Annotated in this window: 15 protein-coding genes, 1 tRNA gene and 1 pseudogene; 6 read left to right on the top strand and 11 right to left on the bottom strand. The window is 45.9% G+C overall.

What is annotated here, in order from left to right:
- Positions 1-150: 150 nt before the first annotated feature.
- Complete coding sequence (locus QT994_RS12005; protein WP_333174700.1) at positions 151-2,271, top strand: iron uptake porin; 2,121 nt, start codon at positions 151-153, stop codon at positions 2,269-2,271.
- 221 nt (positions 2,272-2,492) lie between these two features.
- On the opposite strand, the gene hisIE is transcribed toward QT994_RS12005, so the two are convergent.
- Positions 2,493-3,143, bottom strand: a complete 651-nt coding sequence (gene hisIE, locus QT994_RS12010; protein ID WP_333174703.1) for a bifunctional phosphoribosyl-AMP cyclohydrolase/phosphoribosyl-ATP diphosphatase HisIE — start codon at positions 3,141-3,143, stop codon at positions 2,493-2,495.
- 351 nt (positions 3,144-3,494) lie between these two features.
- Between hisIE and hemL the strand changes: the two genes are divergently transcribed.
- A complete protein-coding gene (gene hemL / locus QT994_RS12015; protein ID WP_333174706.1) occupies positions 3,495-4,793 on the top strand; it encodes a glutamate-1-semialdehyde 2,1-aminomutase in 1,299 nt (432 codons plus the stop codon).
- A gap of 282 nt (positions 4,794-5,075) precedes the next feature.
- On the opposite strand, the pseudogene QT994_RS27810 reads toward hemL, so the two are convergent.
- Positions 5,076-5,767: pseudogene (locus tag QT994_RS27810) on the bottom strand (IS1 family transposase).
- Between the two features lie 74 nt (positions 5,768-5,841).
- Positions 5,842-6,219 (bottom strand): hypothetical protein, encoded by a 378-nt coding sequence (locus tag QT994_RS12020; protein WP_333174708.1) that lies wholly within the window; start codon positions 6,217-6,219, stop codon positions 5,842-5,844.
- A 115-nt stretch (positions 6,220-6,334) separates the two neighbouring features.
- Between QT994_RS12020 and QT994_RS12025 the strand changes: the two genes are divergently transcribed.
- Positions 6,335-6,407: transfer RNA gene (locus tag QT994_RS12025), tRNA-Glu, on the top strand.
- 597 nt (positions 6,408-7,004) lie between these two features.
- Here the strand turns inward: QT994_RS12025 and QT994_RS12030 are convergent.
- Positions 7,005-7,496, bottom strand: a complete 492-nt coding sequence (locus QT994_RS12030) for a helix-turn-helix domain-containing protein (RefSeq protein WP_333174710.1) — start codon at positions 7,494-7,496, stop codon at positions 7,005-7,007.
- 222 nt (positions 7,497-7,718) lie between these two features.
- Between QT994_RS12030 and QT994_RS12035 the strand changes: the two genes are divergently transcribed.
- Together QT994_RS12035 and QT994_RS12040 are read left to right on the top strand one after the other, a co-directional pair.
- Complete coding sequence (locus QT994_RS12035; protein ID WP_333174712.1) at positions 7,719-8,570, top strand: hypothetical protein; 852 nt, start codon at positions 7,719-7,721, stop codon at positions 8,568-8,570.
- A gap of 64 nt (positions 8,571-8,634) precedes the next feature.
- Positions 8,635-10,080 carry a hypothetical protein gene (locus QT994_RS12040; protein ID WP_333174714.1) on the top strand — a complete coding sequence of 482 codons (1,446 nt, stop codon included), beginning with the start codon at positions 8,635-8,637 and terminating at the stop codon, positions 10,078-10,080.
- 84 nt (positions 10,081-10,164) lie between these two features.
- Here the strand turns inward: QT994_RS12040 and QT994_RS12045 are convergent, their stop codons facing one another.
- The 6 genes from QT994_RS12045 to QT994_RS12070 form a co-directional block, all read right to left on the bottom strand.
- A complete protein-coding gene (locus QT994_RS12045) occupies positions 10,165-11,283 on the bottom strand; it encodes a beta-glucosidase (RefSeq protein ID WP_333174717.1) in 1,119 nt (372 codons plus the stop codon).
- A 203-nt stretch (positions 11,284-11,486) separates the two neighbouring features.
- On the bottom strand, positions 11,487-13,370 hold the full coding sequence (locus tag QT994_RS12050) for a glycoside hydrolase family 2 TIM barrel-domain containing protein (RefSeq protein WP_333045708.1): 1,884 nt from the start codon (positions 13,368-13,370) through the stop codon (positions 11,487-11,489).
- A 222-nt stretch (positions 13,371-13,592) separates the two neighbouring features.
- Positions 13,593-13,949 carry an STAS domain-containing protein gene (locus tag QT994_RS12055; RefSeq protein WP_333174720.1) on the bottom strand — a complete coding sequence of 119 codons (357 nt, stop codon included), beginning with the start codon at positions 13,947-13,949 and terminating at the stop codon, positions 13,593-13,595.
- 104 nt (positions 13,950-14,053) lie between these two features.
- Entirely contained in the window at positions 14,054-15,301 is a 1,248-nt protein-coding gene (glf, locus tag QT994_RS12060; RefSeq protein WP_333174723.1) for a UDP-galactopyranose mutase, read from the bottom strand.
- Between the two features lie 123 nt (positions 15,302-15,424).
- On the bottom strand, positions 15,425-16,726 hold the full coding sequence (locus tag QT994_RS12065; RefSeq protein WP_333174725.1) for a glycosyltransferase family 1 protein: 1,302 nt from the start codon (positions 16,724-16,726) through the stop codon (positions 15,425-15,427).
- A gap of 835 nt (positions 16,727-17,561) precedes the next feature.
- A complete protein-coding gene (locus QT994_RS12070; protein WP_333174727.1) occupies positions 17,562-18,599 on the bottom strand; it encodes an aldo/keto reductase in 1,038 nt (345 codons plus the stop codon).
- Between the two features lie 424 nt (positions 18,600-19,023).
- On the opposite strand from QT994_RS12070, the gene QT994_RS12075 reads away from it, so the two are divergent.
- Positions 19,024-19,425, top strand: a complete 402-nt coding sequence (locus QT994_RS12075; RefSeq protein ID WP_333045778.1) for a fasciclin domain-containing protein — start codon at positions 19,024-19,026, stop codon at positions 19,423-19,425.
- A 118-nt stretch (positions 19,426-19,543) separates the two neighbouring features.
- Here QT994_RS12075 and QT994_RS12080 read toward each other — a convergent pair whose 3' ends face one another.
- Complete coding sequence (locus QT994_RS12080) at positions 19,544-19,702, bottom strand: hypothetical protein (RefSeq protein WP_333174729.1); 159 nt, start codon at positions 19,700-19,702, stop codon at positions 19,544-19,546.
- Positions 19,703-19,761: the final 59 nt, after the last annotated feature.

The following is a 19,761-nucleotide window of genomic DNA, read 5'->3' on the forward strand; positions in this document are numbered from 1 at the left end:
TTAAGCTCTGATAGCAGGCGGTTGTTTTACTTATTTTATTAGACCTATAAAAAATATTAACTCAAGACTTTGTGGTTGGCGATACCACAGAGCTTTACAATTCCTAGAAAGCTAATAGCAATTTTACTATCAAATTTGTGAGGAGTTCTAGTGAAAGCACATCTACTATTTAGTGCTGGCGCAGTAGGTTTACTGTATATACTTGCCGGTTCTTTACCATTGGCAGCGATGCCTCCCGCCGAAAAAAAAATATTAGGTAGTGAAGAGTTAAAAGAGTCCGAGGCTAAAATTAGCCTGAATACAACTGTTGAAAATCACGTCAAGGCCCCTGAAATATCCGAGTTAAAATTAGTTGAGGGGCTGCAAGTTGACAACACCGTCTCAACAACCAATCAACTCGCCAATCACCCCCAAGAAACTGCCAACCTGAATCTGCCCGAAACAGCAGCATTAACCGCAGAAAATTCCGGGGAAAACTCATTAAACTTAGCCGAAAAACCAGCAAACCCAGCCCCAGCCGTCACAGAACAAGTATCTGTTGCCCCTTCCCAAAACTCGCAGACACCAGCAGAAGTCACAGAAAAAACATCTGTCATTCCCGCCCCTAACCCTGCACCAATAATTGCCCAAACAGAAACTTCTACTTCCGAAAAGTTAGCTGAAATCGAAAACAGCGCTTCCTTAGAACCCGCAGCAACCAACAGCAAAACTTCTGAATCCAGCGAACTCCAGCAAGTAACATCTGTATCTCAACTATCCGACGTGCGCCCGACAGACTGGGCATTTCAAGCCCTGCAATCTTTAGTCGAAAGATACGGCTGCATAGCGGGATATCCTGACGGCACATTCCGAGGCAATCGGGCAATGACTCGCTACGAGTTTGCCGCCGGTTTAAACGCTTGCTTGGATAAGGTTAACGAGCTAATTAAAGCAGGTACAACCAATTTAGCCACGAAAGAAGACTTAACCGCACTGCAAAGACTGCAAGAAGAATTTGCAGCAGAATTAGCTACTTTGCGCGGTAGAGTCGATGCTTTGGAAGCCCGTACCTCCGAATTAGAAGCCAATCAATTTTCGACAACAACTAAACTCAGTGGCGAAGCAATTTTTAGCGTTGCCGATACTACGAAAAACAATCATAGCGATACTCAAACAGTCTTCAATTACCGACTGCGGCTGAATCTGCTGACCAGTTTTACGGGCAAAGATACCCTAATAACAGGCTTACAAGCTTACAACATTCGCAGCTTCGGGCCTGATTTGGGTTTGTCAACGGGGGCATTTAGCGGTTTGTCTGACAGTCAGGCAAGGCTGAGTTTTGAGCCGCAATTCCCCGGAATCAATCCTCAGAATTTATCTAGCATTGGCGCCAATACTGTTGAACTTTACAAACTGCTTTACGTTTTTCCAGTTTCTAACAGCATCACTCTATTCGCGGGCCCGAAAGCTGAAACTTCTGATGCTTTTCAAGCCATCACTCCTTTCGCTGGAGAAGGGCAAGAATCTATTTCTAGGTTTGGAGGTTACAACCCTGTTGTGCGCGTATCCGGCGGCACTTCAGGCAGTGGCTTGGCATCGGCAGGTGGGTTTATTTGGAACCTTTCCAAAAAAGTCAATCTTACAGCTTTGTACGGCAGTGTAAATGCTGCTTTGCCCAACGATTTAGGCTTTCCAGCTACTCCGTTGGGTGCGGGTTTATTTAATGGCAGTACCGTTGCTGCGGCACAGTTAACGATTAAACCCACTAGCAGCATTGACATTGGTTTGAATTACGCTTACAGTCGCCACCAATTGAATATTCTTGCCACAGGATTATCTGATGCGGATTTGGGTTCAATTTTGGGAAGAGATAGACAACCTGTTAGTGGCGGGGTGAGGATGAATTCGTTTGGCGGTACTGCAACTTGGCGGCTTTCTCCGAAATTAGCTGTTTCTACCTATGGAGGTTGGATCATTGCTGATGCTGAAAGAAGCAATGCTTCTACAACTTTTAACAGTTGGATGGTAGGTTTCCATTTCCGAGATTTGTTCAAACAGGGCAATAATGCAGGTATTCTGTTTGGACAGCCTTTGGATCGGGATTCGGTAAGTGGCGGTGCTCGTTTTCAGGCAAATAAGGCAACTCCTTATCATTTGGAAGCTTATTATCGTTTCAAAGTTAACGACAATATCAGCGTTACACCGGGTGCTTTTGTGTTGTTCAATCCTGAAGGTACTAAGGATAATGATACTGTAGGGGTGGGGGTTCTCCGCACTACTTTTAGTTTCTAGAGTCGGAAAAATATAGCCTCTGCATGGGGCGGGGCGGGTTTATTTCTCTTGTCTGTGAGTGGCCAATATTGTTGGTGAACCCGCCCTTACCTAGAGAAGTTTGAGAAAATATGAGGTACAAGTTGAGATTGGGGATTGAGGAATTGTTAATTAATTCGTGAATACCTCATCTTTGTGAAAAAGGCTATACCAATTCCCAATTCCCAATTCCCAATTACCGATTATTTTCGTCGATCGCCCAATTTGCGGTAAACTGCTCTTAAATCCACTTGATGGTGAGCCAAAGCAACCAAAGCGTGATAAAATAAATCCGCAACTTCCCCAGCAATCCCCTCTTTGTCGTCATCTTTGCAAGCCATTACAACTTCCGCCGACTCTTCGCCAATTTTCTTGAGAATCTTGTTGTCGCCGCCCTCGAACAACTTGCAAGTATAAGAACTTTCGTTAGGATTGTCGCGGCGATCGCAAATTACCGCAAATAATTGAGATAACATATCCCCTGGCGGCGGTGAAATTTCCCCATCAACTTGGTGAAAACAACTTCTTTCTCCGGTGTGACAAGCAATATCTCCGACTTGTTCCACTGTCACCAGCAAAGCATCGCTATCGCAGTCGTAACGCAGCCCTTTGACATTTTGAATGTGTCCCGAAGTCGCGCCTTTGGGCCACAATTGGGCGCGCGATCGACTCCAGAACCAAGTTTGCCCGGTAGAGAGCGTTTTTTGCAGCGACTCCCGATTCATCCAGGCCATCATTAACACCGTACCGTCCAAATAATCTTGGACGATCGCAGGCACTAAACCGCGATCGTCGTAACGAATCTTTTCAATTGGGATCGATCGGCTCAAAGTAGACAAATCAGTAGTAGACATAATTTTATTTCAACTTTGTAATATAGATTAACGCTTTCCTGTCGGAGATTGTTTTTTTATTAACCGCAGAGAACGCAGAGGAGGCAGAGGAAGAGAGAAGTTTGAGCAAGTGATGGCTAAATTGTCAAGAAGTATTTTACAAAAAATTACATTTTAGGGCGATTCCCTACGGGATAGCTTCGCTTCACGGTGCTAGGGCGACAAAGCTTAAAAAACCCAAGCTAGTATTGCTACTCATTGGTTTGTACCCTAAAATCTACTAGAATAGTTTCCTTGAATCGACCTAACCTTTATGTTGAACTGGCTATAAAATTATTCTACCAACAACAGACGTTCACTAAGGAGAAAACATTGGTTTCCACAACCTTGAAAACCACCAAATCAGAAGAAATTTTCGCAGCCGCCCAGAAGTTGATGCCAGGTGGCGTCAGTTCCCCCGTCCGCGCCTTCAAATCCGTAGGCGGACAGCCCATCGTCTTTGACAGGGTAAAAGGAGCCTACATTTGGGATGTTGACGAAAACCAATACATTGACTATGTAGGTACTTGGGGCCCAGCCATCTGTGGCCACGCCCACCCGGAAGTCATCAAAGCCCTTCACGAATCCTTAGAAAAAGGTACGAGTTTCGGAGCACCTTCGCTTTTGGAAAACGTACTCGCCGAAATGGTCATCGATGCCGTTCCCAGCATTGAAATGGTGCGATTTGTCAACTCCGGCACCGAAGCCTGTATGGCCGTTTTGCGGCTGATGCGAGCTTTCACCGGACGCGATAAACTGATTAAATTTGAAGGCTGCTATCACGGACACGCCGATATGTTCTTGGTAAAAGCCGGTTCCGGCGTCGCAACTCTGGGCCTTCCCGACTCCCCAGGCGTCCCGAAATCCACTACTGCCAATACCCTCAACGCTCCCTACAATGACTTAGAAGCAGTCAAAGCTTTATTTGCCGAAAATCCCGGCGAGATAGCAGGCGTAATTCTCGAACCAGTGGTGGGGAATGCTGGTTTTATTACCCCGGATGCAGGTTTTCTCGAAGGTTTGCGGGAAATTACTAAAGATAACGGTGCTTTGTTAGTTTTTGATGAAGTAATGACCGGTTTCCGCATCGCCTACGGCGGAGCTCAGGAAAGATTCGGTGTCACCCCGGATTTGACTACTTTGGGTAAAGTTATCGGTGGCGGTTTGCCGGTGGGAGCTTACGGGGGAAGGCGGGATATTATGGGGATGGTAGCTCCTGCTGGCCCGATGTATCAAGCTGGTACGCTTTCGGGAAATCCTTTGGCGATGACTGCTGGGATTAAGACTTTGGAATTGCTGCAAAAACCCGGCACTTACGAACAGTTGGATAAGATTACCAAAAAACTGTCTGATGGATTGCTAAAAATTGCTAAGGAAGCGGGACACGCGGCTTGTGGCGGGCAAATTAGCGGGATGTTCGGCTTGTTTTTTGCGGCTGGCCCGGTTCACAATTACGATGATGCGAAGAAGTCGGATTTGACGAAGTTCAGCCGCTTTCACCGGGGAATGTTGGAGCACGGAATTTATCTTGCTCCTTCGCAGTTTGAGGCGGGATTTACTTCTCTGGCTCATACTGAGGAAGATGTCGATCGAACTTTGGCGGCAGCTCGTGAAGTAATGGGCAGTATTTAGTTTAGTTTGTAGTGAGCACTGTAGTCCTTAAAACTTAGGGATGAACGGTTAAAGTCCTTGCTGTTTTTGGCAGTAAGGACTTTAATTTTTCCTTCGGATATGATGTCCGGTCAATCTACCATCTTACTTTGCTTGAGTTTTATCCGATTATTCTGTAGTAATATTACCTCGCGGACTGAGTGTAGACGGTGGAGTTCATGTGAAAACGACGCCTAAGAATAGATAGGTAGTCCTGCCTAGCAAGGAAAATCAAGGGTTTTAATGAATAGATAAACTGGCGTTCTACTCATGAATAAAATACCAAATAGCCCCAATTGGATGGGAGAGTTTTTTGGAGAATGAAAGAGTTTTTCTCACCAATCTAGATATTCTTTGTCTCATCGTATTATTAAATCTTTCTATATAGTTTGTCAGACCAGTCTCCTTTCTTACTGCCTTGGATCTTTTTTGAGGAAAAACTGTGACCTAGGCACTCCAAAAGTCTGTATAACTTACGGCACAGTGAGTCTGGAACAGGTCGCACAAGAATCCCATAATCCTTGAGCGCCAGCTTGCTCTCTTTTGCCCATATACACTCCTACAGTTTATGAAAGTTGATGCTTCCATTGCCAGCTATTTCCACTGCTTGTTATCGTTATTACCTACAAATGACCACATTTCATCACATTGAATTGTGAGCTTCCCTTTCTTTTTTGACTTCACTTCTACTTCTCTGTTTACAACTCCTAATTTTTTATTAACATAGTATTGCAACCACCGTGACGAAACCCCAGTCGCCCTCACAATCCCAGCCCGAGATAATCTTTTCTCATAAAAGTCGATATATCAACTTTTTTGTTGCTAAGGAAATCGGTTGATCTCTGGGATTCATGACGAATTGTCTGACACAATCTCGACCTTTAAAAATTTGCTAATCGCTAGCGAGTGCGACCATTTTTCCCGATGTATTTAGAGTTACACTTGGGACAGTTCATAAGCTAAAATTCAAGGTAGCTTAAAAGGATAAAACTATAACACATTTTCCTTGCTATGCAGGGCTACCCTGCGGTTAATGTTTATTTGGTGTCGTCGGCGAAGGAGCGGAGGCTGGCGCTTTGTATTTTACGCAGTGCCAGCCGTTGGATGCGCTGATTGCTTGGGAAATTTGCAAGCTTGGTGGCTCAATAGCCGATTCTTGACGGCGACAGCCCGGTTGTGCTGGTTTAGGACCACTACGGGCTGTACGATGAAGGATTGGGGAACTGCACCCAGCAGCCGGCTTAGAGGTGCTGTTGGGGGTAATTAGCGGTTTTGGGAGAGATGCTTCGATCGCCATGAAGTTCGGCCAGATGGCCCCCGTTGCTTGTTTGGGCATCCCCACCCAGAACACCCCCGGTTCGAGATTGCTCACCTCCGGGGCGATCAACAATTGCGATCGTATCCTCAAAGCCTACTGTGACTAGCTTTGGGACGAATAGAAAAAAAAGTTTCGCAAAGTAGTTGACAGATTGGGAAAGATTAGTTAAGGTAATAAAGGTGCGGAACACAAGCAAACGCAACGCGCCCCCATCGTCTAGAGGCCTAGGACACATCCCTTTCACGGATGCGACGGGGATTCGAATTCCCCTGGGGGTATTGAAAATTTAAGTCTGATATCCAAGTGATATCTAGTATATGGGGTGGGCATTTTGCCCCCCCTTATTGCTATTAGGACTTACGCACGGGTAGCCAGAAACCTGGTTTTTGCCCAGAAGACCCGTCACAGCCTGCAGCAACCGCAAAAACCGGCTTTATTTAGTTTGGTTTCTTTGGTGTTGATGCGTAACTCCCCTGATTAAATCAATTATCAGAATTAGCAATTAATTACCAATTAAAGAGAATTTAAACCTGCCAGGGTTACGTTTATTTCTTGTTGAACAGGAGAGTTGGTGGTTTTTTGAGCCATCAAGTTTTTAATCTCGTGACGATCGCTCTTTATGAGAGAAAAAGTGAGATCCTTTTTTTGGCATACTATATATAGTGTGCCTGCGTAAGTCCTGTGTGATGTAGAGGTTTCAACCCCTGTCTTAAGTCTTTGGTTAATACCTTAAGTGCTCGGTCGAGCACTAATGAGTTCTTCAGTCGTATGCAAGAGGACTTTTGCTTTGAGGCAGGGGTTTCAACCGCTGGCGGACTGACGGATGGCCCGACGGTCGGTTTAACATTAAGCTGATGCGTGTGATCGCCTTTTCGTTAGTTTGCACCATTGGCATTGATATCAAACTTTTCTATAATGGGAATTTCTGAAGGTGAGGAGGCTACGATTCGCAGGTTGATATCAACTAGGATTTGATTTTTATCAACAACTACATTTGCTTTTTTTATTAAGAATTTTATTGGTAAACAATCGCCTGATTCAGGTTCGGGAGACGGCTGAGTTTTATATCCTGCGTCCTCCAGCCATTCACAAATCTTCCTCCAGTTTTCTACCTTTTCATCACCTTTCCCTACAAGATTTTTTACATATTGGTATAAAGTATTACAGAAATCTACCGCGATTCCCTTGGGGTTTTTACTGAGCGTTTCCGCAATTTCGGCGGGACTGTAGCCGCAGAGTAGACCCCGTAGATGTTGTTTTTCTGTGGGCGTGAGCCGCTTTCCCTTGGCGGATGCTAGGTCTGTGTAAAGAGTTTCTAAGTCCCAGTCGCGGGCAGCTTCGGAGAAGCGATCGTTAGAGGATGCCATTGCAGGGGATAGGTTTCTGGATTCTTTATAATCAAAGTCTAACACGATTCCTAATGCTTATTAGTTTCTTTGTTAAGGGTAGTTAGATTAGTATCAGGGAAAGCAGGATCGTGACTAATTTTACACAGGAAATTCGGGCAAGGCTCACTTCTTGCGAGGTACCGTTTTCTGCTCGACAGAGTTATCCACACAAACTCCTCATAATTAGGTATTTACCCGTAAATGTTTAACCACGAATACAAAAAAGAGGCACAAGAGAAACTGCGCCGTGCAGTAGAAAAGTACCAAAGAGATTGTGAGTATTTAGAAAATGCCGCTGGAAGTCTTTATCAAACGCGAGTAAATCGTGGGGTTGATATTATCCAACTATGCGAAAATTACATTAACACGTTGGCAAACTCGCCAAAAGAGTTTAGCAACGTCGTTACAAAACTGAAGTTTCAGCTCAAGGAAATTACTGGCAAAGATTGGGATCTAATTTATGCGGCTCATAACAGCAATGTAGCAGCAGCAGGTGGTGCAGGAGTCATGGCTGGAGCAGGAGTTGCCTGTTTTGGGCCAGCAGCAGCAATGGCAATTGCCACAACTTTTGGAACAGCCTCAACAGGTACTGCGATTGCTTCTCTTTCCGGTGCAGCCGCCGTTAATGCTGCTTTAGCCTGGTTAGGAGGTGGCGCTCTTACTGTGGGTGGTGGCGGTATGGTGGCTGGAAATGCACTGCTGGCACTAGCAGGGCCGATTGGCTGGGGAATTGGTGGTGTAGCTTTGGCTGGTAGTGCTTTTTGGACAAGTAGCGAGAATGAGAAAATTGGGAACGAAGCCAACAACCGCGCTCTTGAAATTGAAGGTGACACAGCTAAAGTCAACATAACCAAGAAAGAAGTCAATCTTCTGGAGGGGGAAACTGTCAAACTAGCTAACTTGATTCAAAGTGAACTGCAATACTTCAAGCAGAATGCACCTTTGAATTACCTGAATTTTAGCCAAGCTCTCAAACAAAGGCTGGGGACTTTAATCAATTCCATTACTTCCCTGAGCGAGTCTATTAAAAAGACCGTAGACCTGAAAATGTAGTTATAATTTGGAGTGCAGCATTATCCTCTAGCAATTAGGGAGTAATGCTGCTATTTTTTTAAACATGGAAAACAGAGAAGATAGACATCTGACAACTCAATTCGTTGCTGCAATAGTAGCCCAGGAAAATCTGCGCCATGCAGAACAGCTTGCAACGGAACTCAGTAAACAAGACCGAGCATTTTTTGCAGCGGTCGGAGAGATTGATAAAGTTCGTGATTTTGTAGGTAGGCCCGAAAAAATTCTGGGAAACACAAGCACAAAACACGGTGAAATAGCTGAGCAAGTGGAAGTTGGTATTCGCAATGCAAAATCTCTTTTGAGCTCGTCTGAAACTCGCGCTACTTTTGAGGGAGTAGGTAGAACAGCGCCGGAAGATTATTTAATTGATGGTATTAAAGTACAGTCTAAATTTGTGAATGGGGTTGGCAATAATTTAGACCACGTTCTCGACCACATGAAGAAATACGAAAACTTTGGCAGAGATGGGTCATATTACCATATCCCTAAAAACCAATATGAAATTATTGATAAAATATTGAAAGGGCAACAAGTCGAGGGAATAACAAGTCGTACTGCTCAAAAAATACAAGAAAAAGCTCAAGAAATAGAACAGATGTCTGGTCGTCCTTTCAGTCAGACTGTTCAAGCTGGATCGTCTAACTATGAAGATGTCCAAATAGGCAAAGTTGACGATACGATAGACCGCAAAGAGCATGAATTAAAGCAAGAACAAAAACAAATTAAGGATGGGATACGCTACGAGGCTCAGCCTACTCTGGCTGATTTTGGTAACGTTGCTGTTAAAGGCGCGGTTATTGGTGGTAGTATTCGATTTGCTACTAAGCTTTACGCTAAGTATAAGCAAGGTAAAAACGTTTTTAAGGGTGAGTTAACCCCCGAAGACTGGCAAGAAATTGGAATTGATACCGCAAAAGGAGCTGCACTTAGTGGTATATCGGCAACAGCTATTTATGGGTTAACCAATTTTACCCAAATGTCTGCACCTTTAGCTGGTGCTTTTGTTAGTGCAGGCTTGGAAGTTGCTAGTTTAGTCGGTAGTTTGAATCGAGGGGAAATTACTCGCGATCAATTCGTTGAATTAAGTTTATTTGCTTGTGCTGATTCAGCCATTGTTGCTGCTGGAGCTACTATCGGACAAGCTTTGATTCCGATTCCTGTTGTTGGCGCTGTCGTTGGTGCGATCGCGGGTCGAATGGTGACTGGTTTTTGCAAGCAGTTATTGGGACAAGATACTCATCTTGCTAGACAAGTGCAACAATATTATCAACAGTCCCTCGCTCAAATCGATCGAGCTTACAAGGCAGTTGTTGCTAATCTTGTTGCTACCTACGAACGACTGGGCAATTTAGCAGAAGCAGCTTTCGATCGTAACTTAAACCTCGAATTGAGATTGCAAGCTAGTATCGAATTAGCTGAAGCTTATGGCGTTTCTGATTCCAAGATTATTCACAATGTAGATGAACTTGACTCTTTTATGCTGGCTTGAGCGAATACAAAGGAAATCAAATTTAGTATTGTTAAGGCATATTTAGTCTAAGGTGCGCTTCAGCGCACCCTACAGAAGCAATTATCAATCGCGCGACTTCAGCAACGGCTCAATCTGCTGCCTTTGAAACTGCAATTCATCCGCCAAAGGCTGATAAATTTCCCGATCGCCCTTTGCATCGCAATAATCCCAGAGACCATTGTAACAGTGCCTGTCGTCGTCCCAACCCGGATGGTTAACAATCGGATACAAGCAGATTCCCTCTATCGGAACTCCTGCTTTCATCGCGGCCATTACCTCAGTGCACACATAATTAAACCAGACAGGTCTAAAATCGTCTTCAGTACCCGTTTCGGCGATGAATAAGGGGCGGCGGTAGCGCTCAAAAACTTCTTGCAGCATTTCACCAAACGGGCGGTACAGCGGATCGGTGTATTTCATGGGTTCTTCATTGTGAATCCACTGATTGCGATCGTAATAATTCAACCCAATAATATCGAGATATTTTTCCTGGCCGCCAAGTTCCGGGCGAAAGCGTCCCGCCAACATATCCCAAGCTTGATATTGAGATAAGCGATAACCTTCTGCCGCGTCCCGATCCTCCGGTTTGTCAGGATCGGCAATAATGTTAATTGTGGGGTCGATTTGAACGATGCGGGTGCCGGGATTGACTTCCCAAACTGATTCTATCGCTGCGATCGCTGCTTTGATCAACTGGGTTTTGAGCTCGTCTCCCCTTCCTTTAGCAAAGGGATTGATATAAGCAACTTCCCCGCCCGCCCAAGCAATAAATGAAATTTCATTGACAGGTGTCACGAAAGGTATTTGGTCTGTTTCCTCAGTTAGCACTTCCATAAAAGCGCGCACCATATCTGCAAACCTGGTCACGAATTCGGGACTGAAAATATCAATATCGTCAGGCCAGCCGTAGTGAAACAAATCCCAAATTACCTGCATTTTCATGTCGCGGGCGGCCCGGATAATTGGCAGGGAACTGGAAAAATCGTATTTTCCGGGCGACTGTTCAATTAAGTGCCAGCGGAGGCCTTCGCGGACTGTGTAAATGCCTTGCTGTTGCAATCGCTGGTAGTCGGCGACTGCAAACTTATCGTGGCCGGTGGCGGCGGTGACATCGAGGCGTTTTCCCGATCGCAATTTGTGGGTAGAACATTCAAAGCCACCCATGAAAAAACTTTGAAACATTATATCTACGTAATGGGTAATTGGTAATGGGGCATCGGGCATTAGGCATCGGGCATTGGGCATTGGAAGAGGTTCATAAATGATTGAGACTTGTTATATCCAATAACTTGGAACTGCGGGCAATTATTACCAATCACCAATCACCAATTACCAATTACCAATTCCCAATTCTCCATGCCCCATGCCCGATGCCCCATGCCCAATTAGCACTGAGTAATAGCTTGCGACTGTGCACTTTCTTCGGGAATATCCCAGCCGAGAGTTGCCGCCGCCATCGCCTCTAGGGGAAACTTCGGAGTGCGATCGGCATACAGCAAACCGTTAGCTTCTTGGTAAGTATCGGTCAACTGCGTGTAACAAAATCCACTGAACATTTCCACTTGGTTTACCACCTTCAGCAGGGCGGTGTAGCGCCTTTGCAGTTCCTTCGTGTCCCACGCGCGGATGTAGCCCCAAACTCTGTAATAATCGGGGTTTTCGTGGCCGGCGCAGGCGATGCCGCCGAATTCTGTCAGCATCACCGGCTGTCCTTGGTGCGGGTGGCCGTCCAGGGTGAGGATGCGCCCTCCTGGACGCCCGCGATCGAACAAATCGGATAGCTGGACTTCGGGCCCGTAGCGCTTGGCTAGGGTTTGCGGGTTGTTGTCGTAGTCGTGAATCGCCAGGATGTCGGTATCGATGCTTTCCCAGCCGTCGTTACCGATGACGGGGCGAGTCGGATCGAGGGTTTTTGTCAAGAAATACAGCGCTTGCACGTAGTTGCGGTGGGCTGCGGCTTCGACTAAATTCGGAACTCCCCAGGATTCGTTGAACGGCACCCAGACTACGATACAGGGGTGACTGGCGTCGCGGTCGATGACTTCCGTCCACTCCCGTGTCAGCCGTTCAACGGCTTTGGGAGTGAAGCGGTAGGCGCTGGGCATTTCTTCCCAAACTAGGAGCCCCAGCACGTCAGCCCAGTACAAAAAGCGCGGATCTTCGATTTTTTGGTGCTTGCGGACGCCGTTGAAACCCATTGCTTTGACTAATTCGACATCGTGGCGCAAAGCTTCGTCTGAAGGGGCAGTCATCATGGTGTCGGGCCAGTAACCTTGGTCGAGCACCAACCGCAAGTAGTAGGGGCGGCCGTTGAGCATGAAGCGATCGCGCTGGATGCTGACAGTCCGCATGGCGGTGTAGGATTTAATTTCGTCGAGTAGTTTGCCGTCGGCCCACAACTGCACTTGAGCGTTAATTAGCGTCGGCTTTTCGGGACTCCACAGCAGTTCGTTGCGGTAGTCGTCGATACCTGGGTCTGAGAGGGCGATACGACGGTGAATTTCGCCGTTGATGACTTCGTAGGTGTCGTTGACCAGCATTAAGCAGCCGATCGACAGTTTAACTTTTATCTGGATTCCCGACTGGCGATCGCCCGCGACAAACGCTTCAAAACCGATTTCCCAGCGTTCAAACTGCGGAGTCCAGCGGATGCGCTCGATATAAGTGTGAGGCACCAATTCTACCCAGACTGTCTGCCAAATACCGGTCGTGCGCGGATACCAAATACTGTGCGGCTCAATTTGCCAGTCTTGCTTGCCGCGCGGTTTCTCCAAATCTTGCGGGTCGTCCTGGGCCCAGACTGTCACCCGCTGCGGCCCGCTGAGGTTCAAAACTGCTGTAATGTCCGCGGTAAAAGGAGTGTGTCCGCCTTGGTGTTCGATGACAAACTGACCGTTCACCCAGACGCGGGCGCGGTAGTCTACGGCCCCGAAGTGCAGCAGAACTCTTCCTTCGGCGTGGGGCACGTCAAATTCGCGATCGTACCAACAGTTCGCGTGAAAATTCGTGTCACCGATCCCGCTTTTTGCCGATTCCGGAGCAAACGGCACTTCGATAGTGTGAGTCCACTCAGAAATATCGATCGGCTGCACGCAGCGTCCCGCGTCGTCGTAAGCAAACCTCCACTGACCATTGAGACAAATCCAGTTGCTCCGGCGCAGTTGGGGGCGGGGATAACCTGTTTTCCGCCCTTGAACAGTCACCTTACTGTCGAGAGTGGAAGACTCTTCTATATCGCAATTTTCTACTTCTCTACCTAACCAGCTCATCGGCACATCTACCCGAAGTTATATTTATAGGTTAGCGACAATTACCCCGACTTTGACAAGTTTTTTGCTGATTAATTTGCAAAAGTTGTGCCAATTAAAACAGCCTCATCTGAAGGCTCTCTTGTGCTGAAGTCATTAGTCAGAAGAAGGAACAATAAACCAGGAAGAAAAAACCAGGAAGATTTTTCCTATACCCCACTCTCCCCCTCTCCTCCTCTCTCTCTAGCTAGCGAGACTTTGCAAACCTCCTAACGGTTCAGTCAGCTCGCTTTTGAGAGAAAATTCTTCCGCAAACGGCAAACACTGAAATATTTGCTGTAGTCCCGTCAGTTCAAAGAGAATTCTAACTTGTTCGCTCATGGCCGAGATCAAAAGTATACATTCGCTGTCTCTAACTAATTTCACGATCGCCACTACAGTCATTAACTCGGAATTTTTCAGAAAATTTATTTGTGAGAAATCCAGCATAAGAATTTTGCCACCGCTTTCAATCAGGCGCTGTATTTCTTTCTGAAACTGAGCAGATTGAGAAATTTCCAAAACCTCATGAGACAAAACAATTTTAACTAGAACGTTCATTTTTACCTCAATGCTTGTTTGAATTATTAAATAACTTTTGATGAAAACCGAGTAAGGTGCTCTGTGGGCACCTTACCTTTTTACCCGTAACTCGCCGTTTCCAGCTACTTGCTAACCGATTTGCCGTTCCCGTTGCCGTGGCTGTTGCCGTTGTTGGCAGCAGCGACTTCTAGAGAAGGTGTGGCTGGCATCTCGATCACTCCATTCGAGGAGCTTAGATTAGAGGCAGAACCGTTAACCTTTTCTACCAATTCAATCACGGGCTTGGTAGTAATTTGATTGTAAGTTGTCAGAGCTTGAGCGACCACTTGATCCATGTTGTAATACTTGTAAGTCGCCAGCCTTCCCACGAAAGAAAGTCCCGGAGTTGCATCAGCCAAAGCCTTATATTTCTTGTAAATTTCGGCATTCTCTGGACGCGGAACCGGGTAGTAAGGGTCTCCCTCAGCTTGCGGATATTCGTAGACAATGCTAGTTTTTTGATGCTCTTGTCCGGTGAGGTATTTAAACTCCGTGCAGCGAGTATATAAATGCTCGTTGGGGTAATTTACGACCGGTGCTTTTTGGTGTACGGGTACGTTCAGTGTTTCGTGCTTGAATTCCAAGGAACGGTAAGGAAGTTTGCCGTAGCAATAATTGAAATAGGTATCGACCGGTCCGGTGTAAATCATTTCTCCGTAAGGGATAAAACCCTCAATCTCGCGGTAGTCGGTATTCAGCATCACCTTGATGTTTGGGTGATCCAGCATCTTTTCAAACATCCGAGTGTAGCCGTGCAGCGGCATTGCTTGATAGGTATCGGTGAAATAGCGATCGTCCCGGTTAGTGCGAGTGGGTACGCGCGCAATCACTGAGTTGTCGAGTTCCGACGGGTCCATTCCCCACTGTTTGCGGGTGTAGTTGCGGAAGAATTTCTCGTAAAGTTCGCGGCCGACTTTGCTGACAACTACATCTTCGGAAGTGCGAATGTAATCCTTTGGTTCTGCTACTTTCGCGAAGAAATCTTCTACTTCAAATGAGGTGAGATTCAGTCCATAAAGTTCGTTTACGGTGTTGAGATTGATCGGAATTGGCAGCAGTTGACCGTCAACACTGGCTAGGACGCGGTGTTCGTAGGGCCGCCACTCGGTGAAGCGCGAAAGATACTCGAAAACTTGGCGCGAATTGGTGTGAAAAATGTGGGGGCCGTATTTGTGTACCAGGATGCCGTGGTCGTCGTAGTGATCGTATGCGTTCCCACCGATGTGGTTGCGGGTATCAATTATCAGGACTGTTTTTCCGGCTTCATTTGCTAGTCTTTCGGCAATGACGCTACCTGCAAATCCTGCTCCGACGATTAAATAGTCAAACATTGAAACACCTCTGATTGTGGGTAAGGGTAAGGAATAATTGGTAATTGGAGATACAGCGAGGAGTGTTGAGTGTTAATTTTTGAATGCGTAAAGTGTAAATCTTTAACTTCAACCTCAACATTCCTAACTTAAAACTTTCATCCGGCCTTCTGCTTTCTGCCTTTTCTCGTCGATCGCACTTTCGATCAACCCCAGCATTTCGCCCCAGGTATTGTCCCAAGAATTGTCTGCTAAAAAGGCGTCTACTTCACTCAGCCACTTGGTCCGAACGTCCGAACTTTCGCTGAGGATTTCTTGGGCACAAGCAACGAATTCTGAATAATTGCTAGCAATCCGAACCAAGCCGTTTTCTGCGTAGGGCCGCACCACGTCGCGGATAGGAGTAGAAATCACAGGTTTGCCGGCAGCGAGGTATTCTGGAGTTTTCGTGGGACTAATAAACTTAGTGGATTCGTTAATCGCAAAAGGTAGCATTGCGATATCCCATCCGCCAAGATACGCTGGCAGTTCTTGATAAGATTTGCCGCCGAGATAGTGGATATTTGGGTGAGTTGGCAGAGTTTCCGGATCGATTTTCGCCACCGGGCCAATGATGACTAAATGCCAGTCCGGCCTTGCTGCCGCAATGCCCGCCACCAGTTCGATATCCATGCGTTCGTCTATGACGCCATAAAATCCCAAACGCGGGTGAGGAATGTCTTTTTGATCCGCCGGTTCTTCTGAAAGATTCCTGGCTGTCGCAAAGTGTTCTTTTTCGATGCTGCTGGGGAAGGCGTGAATGTTTGGGTGCTGGTGCTGTTTGGCTTCGTAAAGGTTTTGTCCCCCGGTAAATACTACGCTAGCGCGCTTTAATAATTGGTTTTCATTGGCTTTTAAATCGCGGTGCGCGCCTTGGAATGCTGACAGTTCATCCATGCAGTCGTAGACTACAGCTAGTGGCTTCAAGTGGCTGGTGAAACTGACAGCCATTGGTGTGTAATACCAGAGGATGTACTGGCTAATTTCTGCCGCTCTAAACAAATCATCTAGCATGGCCTGCTGAGCAGTTTGGGCTGTTGCTTCGCTGGTTCCTTTGCTGAGGTGGGGTACTATTACCCAGACTCCGCTTTCGTGGATGCTGACATCAAGCCACCACTCTGTAGCCGCGCTAAACATAGGTTCTTCTACAAAGAATACGCGACGAGTTTTGGCACAGCGACTCAAGAGATGTTGCGGACGTTGATAAACAAAATTCCACCGCAAATGAGACAGGCAAACTAAATCTGGTGCATCTACAGCCTCAGTTTTTGATAAGTTGGCGCGCAATGCGGGCGAGGGTGCGAATTGAGAGGGCGACTTGGCTGGATCTATAGAGGTAAATCGGATCTCCCATGCTCGCTCTTTATTGCTATAATTATTGTTTACTGAGTTTTCTGGGGGCGACATAATTAGCCTCTGGAATTTGTCAAGGAAAATTGTCACTTAAAAGTGGTCAATAGGATATATTTCTCAGCAGTGTCTTACTGAAAGTCGCAAGCAGAAATCTGAGAACTTTTATTGACTAGCAAGCGCCGCATTCATCAAACCAAACAAAGAAACTGTTTAGCTGCGGAAAAACACGCTTATCTACTTTTTTCAGAAGTGAAACTTGGAGATAAGTTAATATTGTTAGACTTGCTATTGTTGTTAAATGTAACCCAGTTTTTCTGCCCTAACTTCTATCTGAAGGATGACTTCTATCTCAGAAGGCGCTTAGCTTGCACGCTGGGTTCAAAAGCGGTTAAAATGCCGATCGACCTTGTAAAATGACTCTTGACTGGCAGGTACGGGGTGAAAAAAGAGCAAGTTTTATTGCTTTATTTGGAGAGGATAGAAAACTTGCAATCAAATTTATGTTGCTTTTTGATTTGACAAACCTAGCCTTTTTTAAAGTCATCCGAGTCGCTAGTAGGGAAAATTTGTATCCTAATATACAAACTTCGTCAGAGATTTCTGACTTCCGATAGATTAACAATTAACAGTTTATGCACTGGGGTGAAACTCACCGAACAGCACCTGGCTCAACAATACCACAGAAACCAGGCAACGGCAACGATAAACCTAAGATTTTACGCGAGTCTGTGCCAAGAAACCTAGGTGACGACATTTGCGCTGTGGGCCTCCGTTTAACGTCGCGCCCAGAGAACAAATGTCAATCATCCCTCTAATAGTGGGTTCGGCGATATCTGCAATCAAAGGCAAAATATCCACGTAAATCCGTGACTAGAAAATAGCAGCAACTTTACAGTCGCCGGCTGTCAATTTTGGCGATTCCCCCTCCAAAGGCAAAATCTTGCACCGTCGAACTCTTTAAGAAATCGTGAGGGAAACCCAATTCAATTGCGCTTACTTTGTCTAACTGCTGCATTTGTTCTGGGGTTAATTGAAACTCCAAACAAGCCAGATTTTCCTGAAGTTGCGAGAGTTTACGCGAACCCACAATCGGAATAACTTCGACTGGCTGTTGGATCAGCCAATTTAGGGCTACTTGAGAAGCAGGTTTGCCAATTTCGGCTGCTATTTTGCTAACTTCGTCAGCAATGTTGAGGTCTCGTTCGTTAATTTTTCCCGATTCAGGTGAATTAAGCCGTTTAGCTTCACTGGCTGTTTCTGAAGTGTTGTATTTTCCTGTCAGCAAACCGGCTGCTAGGGGGCTCCAAGCTGTGACGCCAAGATCAAAGGCTTTTGCCATAGGGATCAAGTCCCGTTCAGGAGTTCGCTCTTTTAAAGAATACTCGATTTGCAAGCCGATAAATGGTGTCCAACCGCGCAGGTGGGCGATCGTGTTTGCTTGAGAAATAATCCAAGCAGGCGTATCGGAAATGCCTATGTAAAGAACTTTGCCGGCGCGCACCAAATCGTCAAAAGCGCGCATCACTTCTTCGACTGGTGTGGTAAAATCCCAAGCGTGCAGCCACAGCAAATCTATGTATTCAACTTGCAATCGCTTCAAACTTGCTTCTACTGCTTGTACCATATTTTTGCGGTGGTTGCCGAAACCGTTGATGTCGCCATTCTTCATGTTGAGGCTATACTTAGTGGCAACTACCCATTTTTCGCGATCGGCTGCGATGAACTCGCCGACATATTTTTCGCTAGTACCGTTGGTGTAGAGATTCGCGGTATCAAGGAAATTGCCGCCGGCTTCTGCAAAGGCGTCGAACATTTTCCGGCTTTCGTCGTAGGAGCTCCCCCAACCCCACTCTTCCCCAAAAGTCATGGTTCCGAGGCAGATTTCCGAAACGCGAAGTCCGCTGTGACCTAGTAGTTTGTATCTCATGTCACCCTTCCGCTAATTAATGGTTGTTAACAGTTTAGATCGGGATTTCCCAAACTGTTGCCATCAGTCGGGGTGGCGGGCTTTTGCGGTGCGTTAGCGTTGTGCTTAATCTTGAATGTTTTACCAAGTTAATCAAAATGTCTTAGCTTCCGGGGCTCCGAGCCATCGCCCCTGCGTTTAGTTTAAATAGCGTAGGGGCGATGGTCTTACTAATGTATTTAGGATTACATGAATAAATTAAAATACCGTAAGATGGCAAAACAAGTATCTACCTTTAGATAGGTATTTTATGAAATGAGTTAAATAAAAAAATGCTATCTTAAATAATCAGAAAACCAGACAGAACCAGAGAAAAAATTAATGTAGCTAAATTAACTTTTTAGCGTTATAGTGATTTATAGATTACAAAAACTAGGTGACTCACTTGGCTGATATCGTTGATACCGCCGTTTCGGCAGGCTCTTTTACAACCCTAGTTGCTGCTGTCAAAGCTGCTGGTTTAGTAGATACTCTCAAAGGCGCTGGCCCCTTCACAGTTTTCGCACCTACTGACGAAGCTTTTGCTAAGCTTCCTGCAGGTACTGTAGACGCACTGCTTAAGGACATTCCTAAGCTCACAAAAATCCTAACTTATCATGTCGTTTCTGGCAAAGTTATGGCCGCTGATGTGGTCAAGCTGACATCTGCCAAGACAGTTGAAGGTTCAGAAGTGAAAATTGATGCTTCCAATGGCGTCAAAATCAATGATTCTACCGTTACAACAGCCGATGTTGCTGCTGATAATGGCGTCATCCACATTATTGATTCAGTCTTGCTTCCTGCGTAAGCACAGATTTAGATAGCGCAATACTATCTTGAGGGCGGTGGCTATAGTTAGCCACCGCCTTGTTTTAGTTGATAGTGGAGATTTAATATTTTTTTACGTAGATCCATAATTAAAATTATTATAGAGTAGCGGGAATTGGGCGATCGCACTCGCGAATGTCTGCCCCCAATTTGTCGCTGCTGGATTTACCGGCAAAACAGGTTACAAGCCAACTGCCTTTACACTCTTGGGCTGATTCCCGGTTGATGCGTAGATACCAGGCCACCAAACCCAACATTTCTCCGAGAAACTGGGTTTACGAGGCCTTGTCCTAATTAAGATACAATAAGAAACACA

The organism is Microcoleus sp. S13_B4, assembly GCF_036700885.1.
Lineage (GTDB): Bacteria > Cyanobacteriota > Cyanobacteriia > Cyanobacteriales > Microcoleaceae > Microcoleus.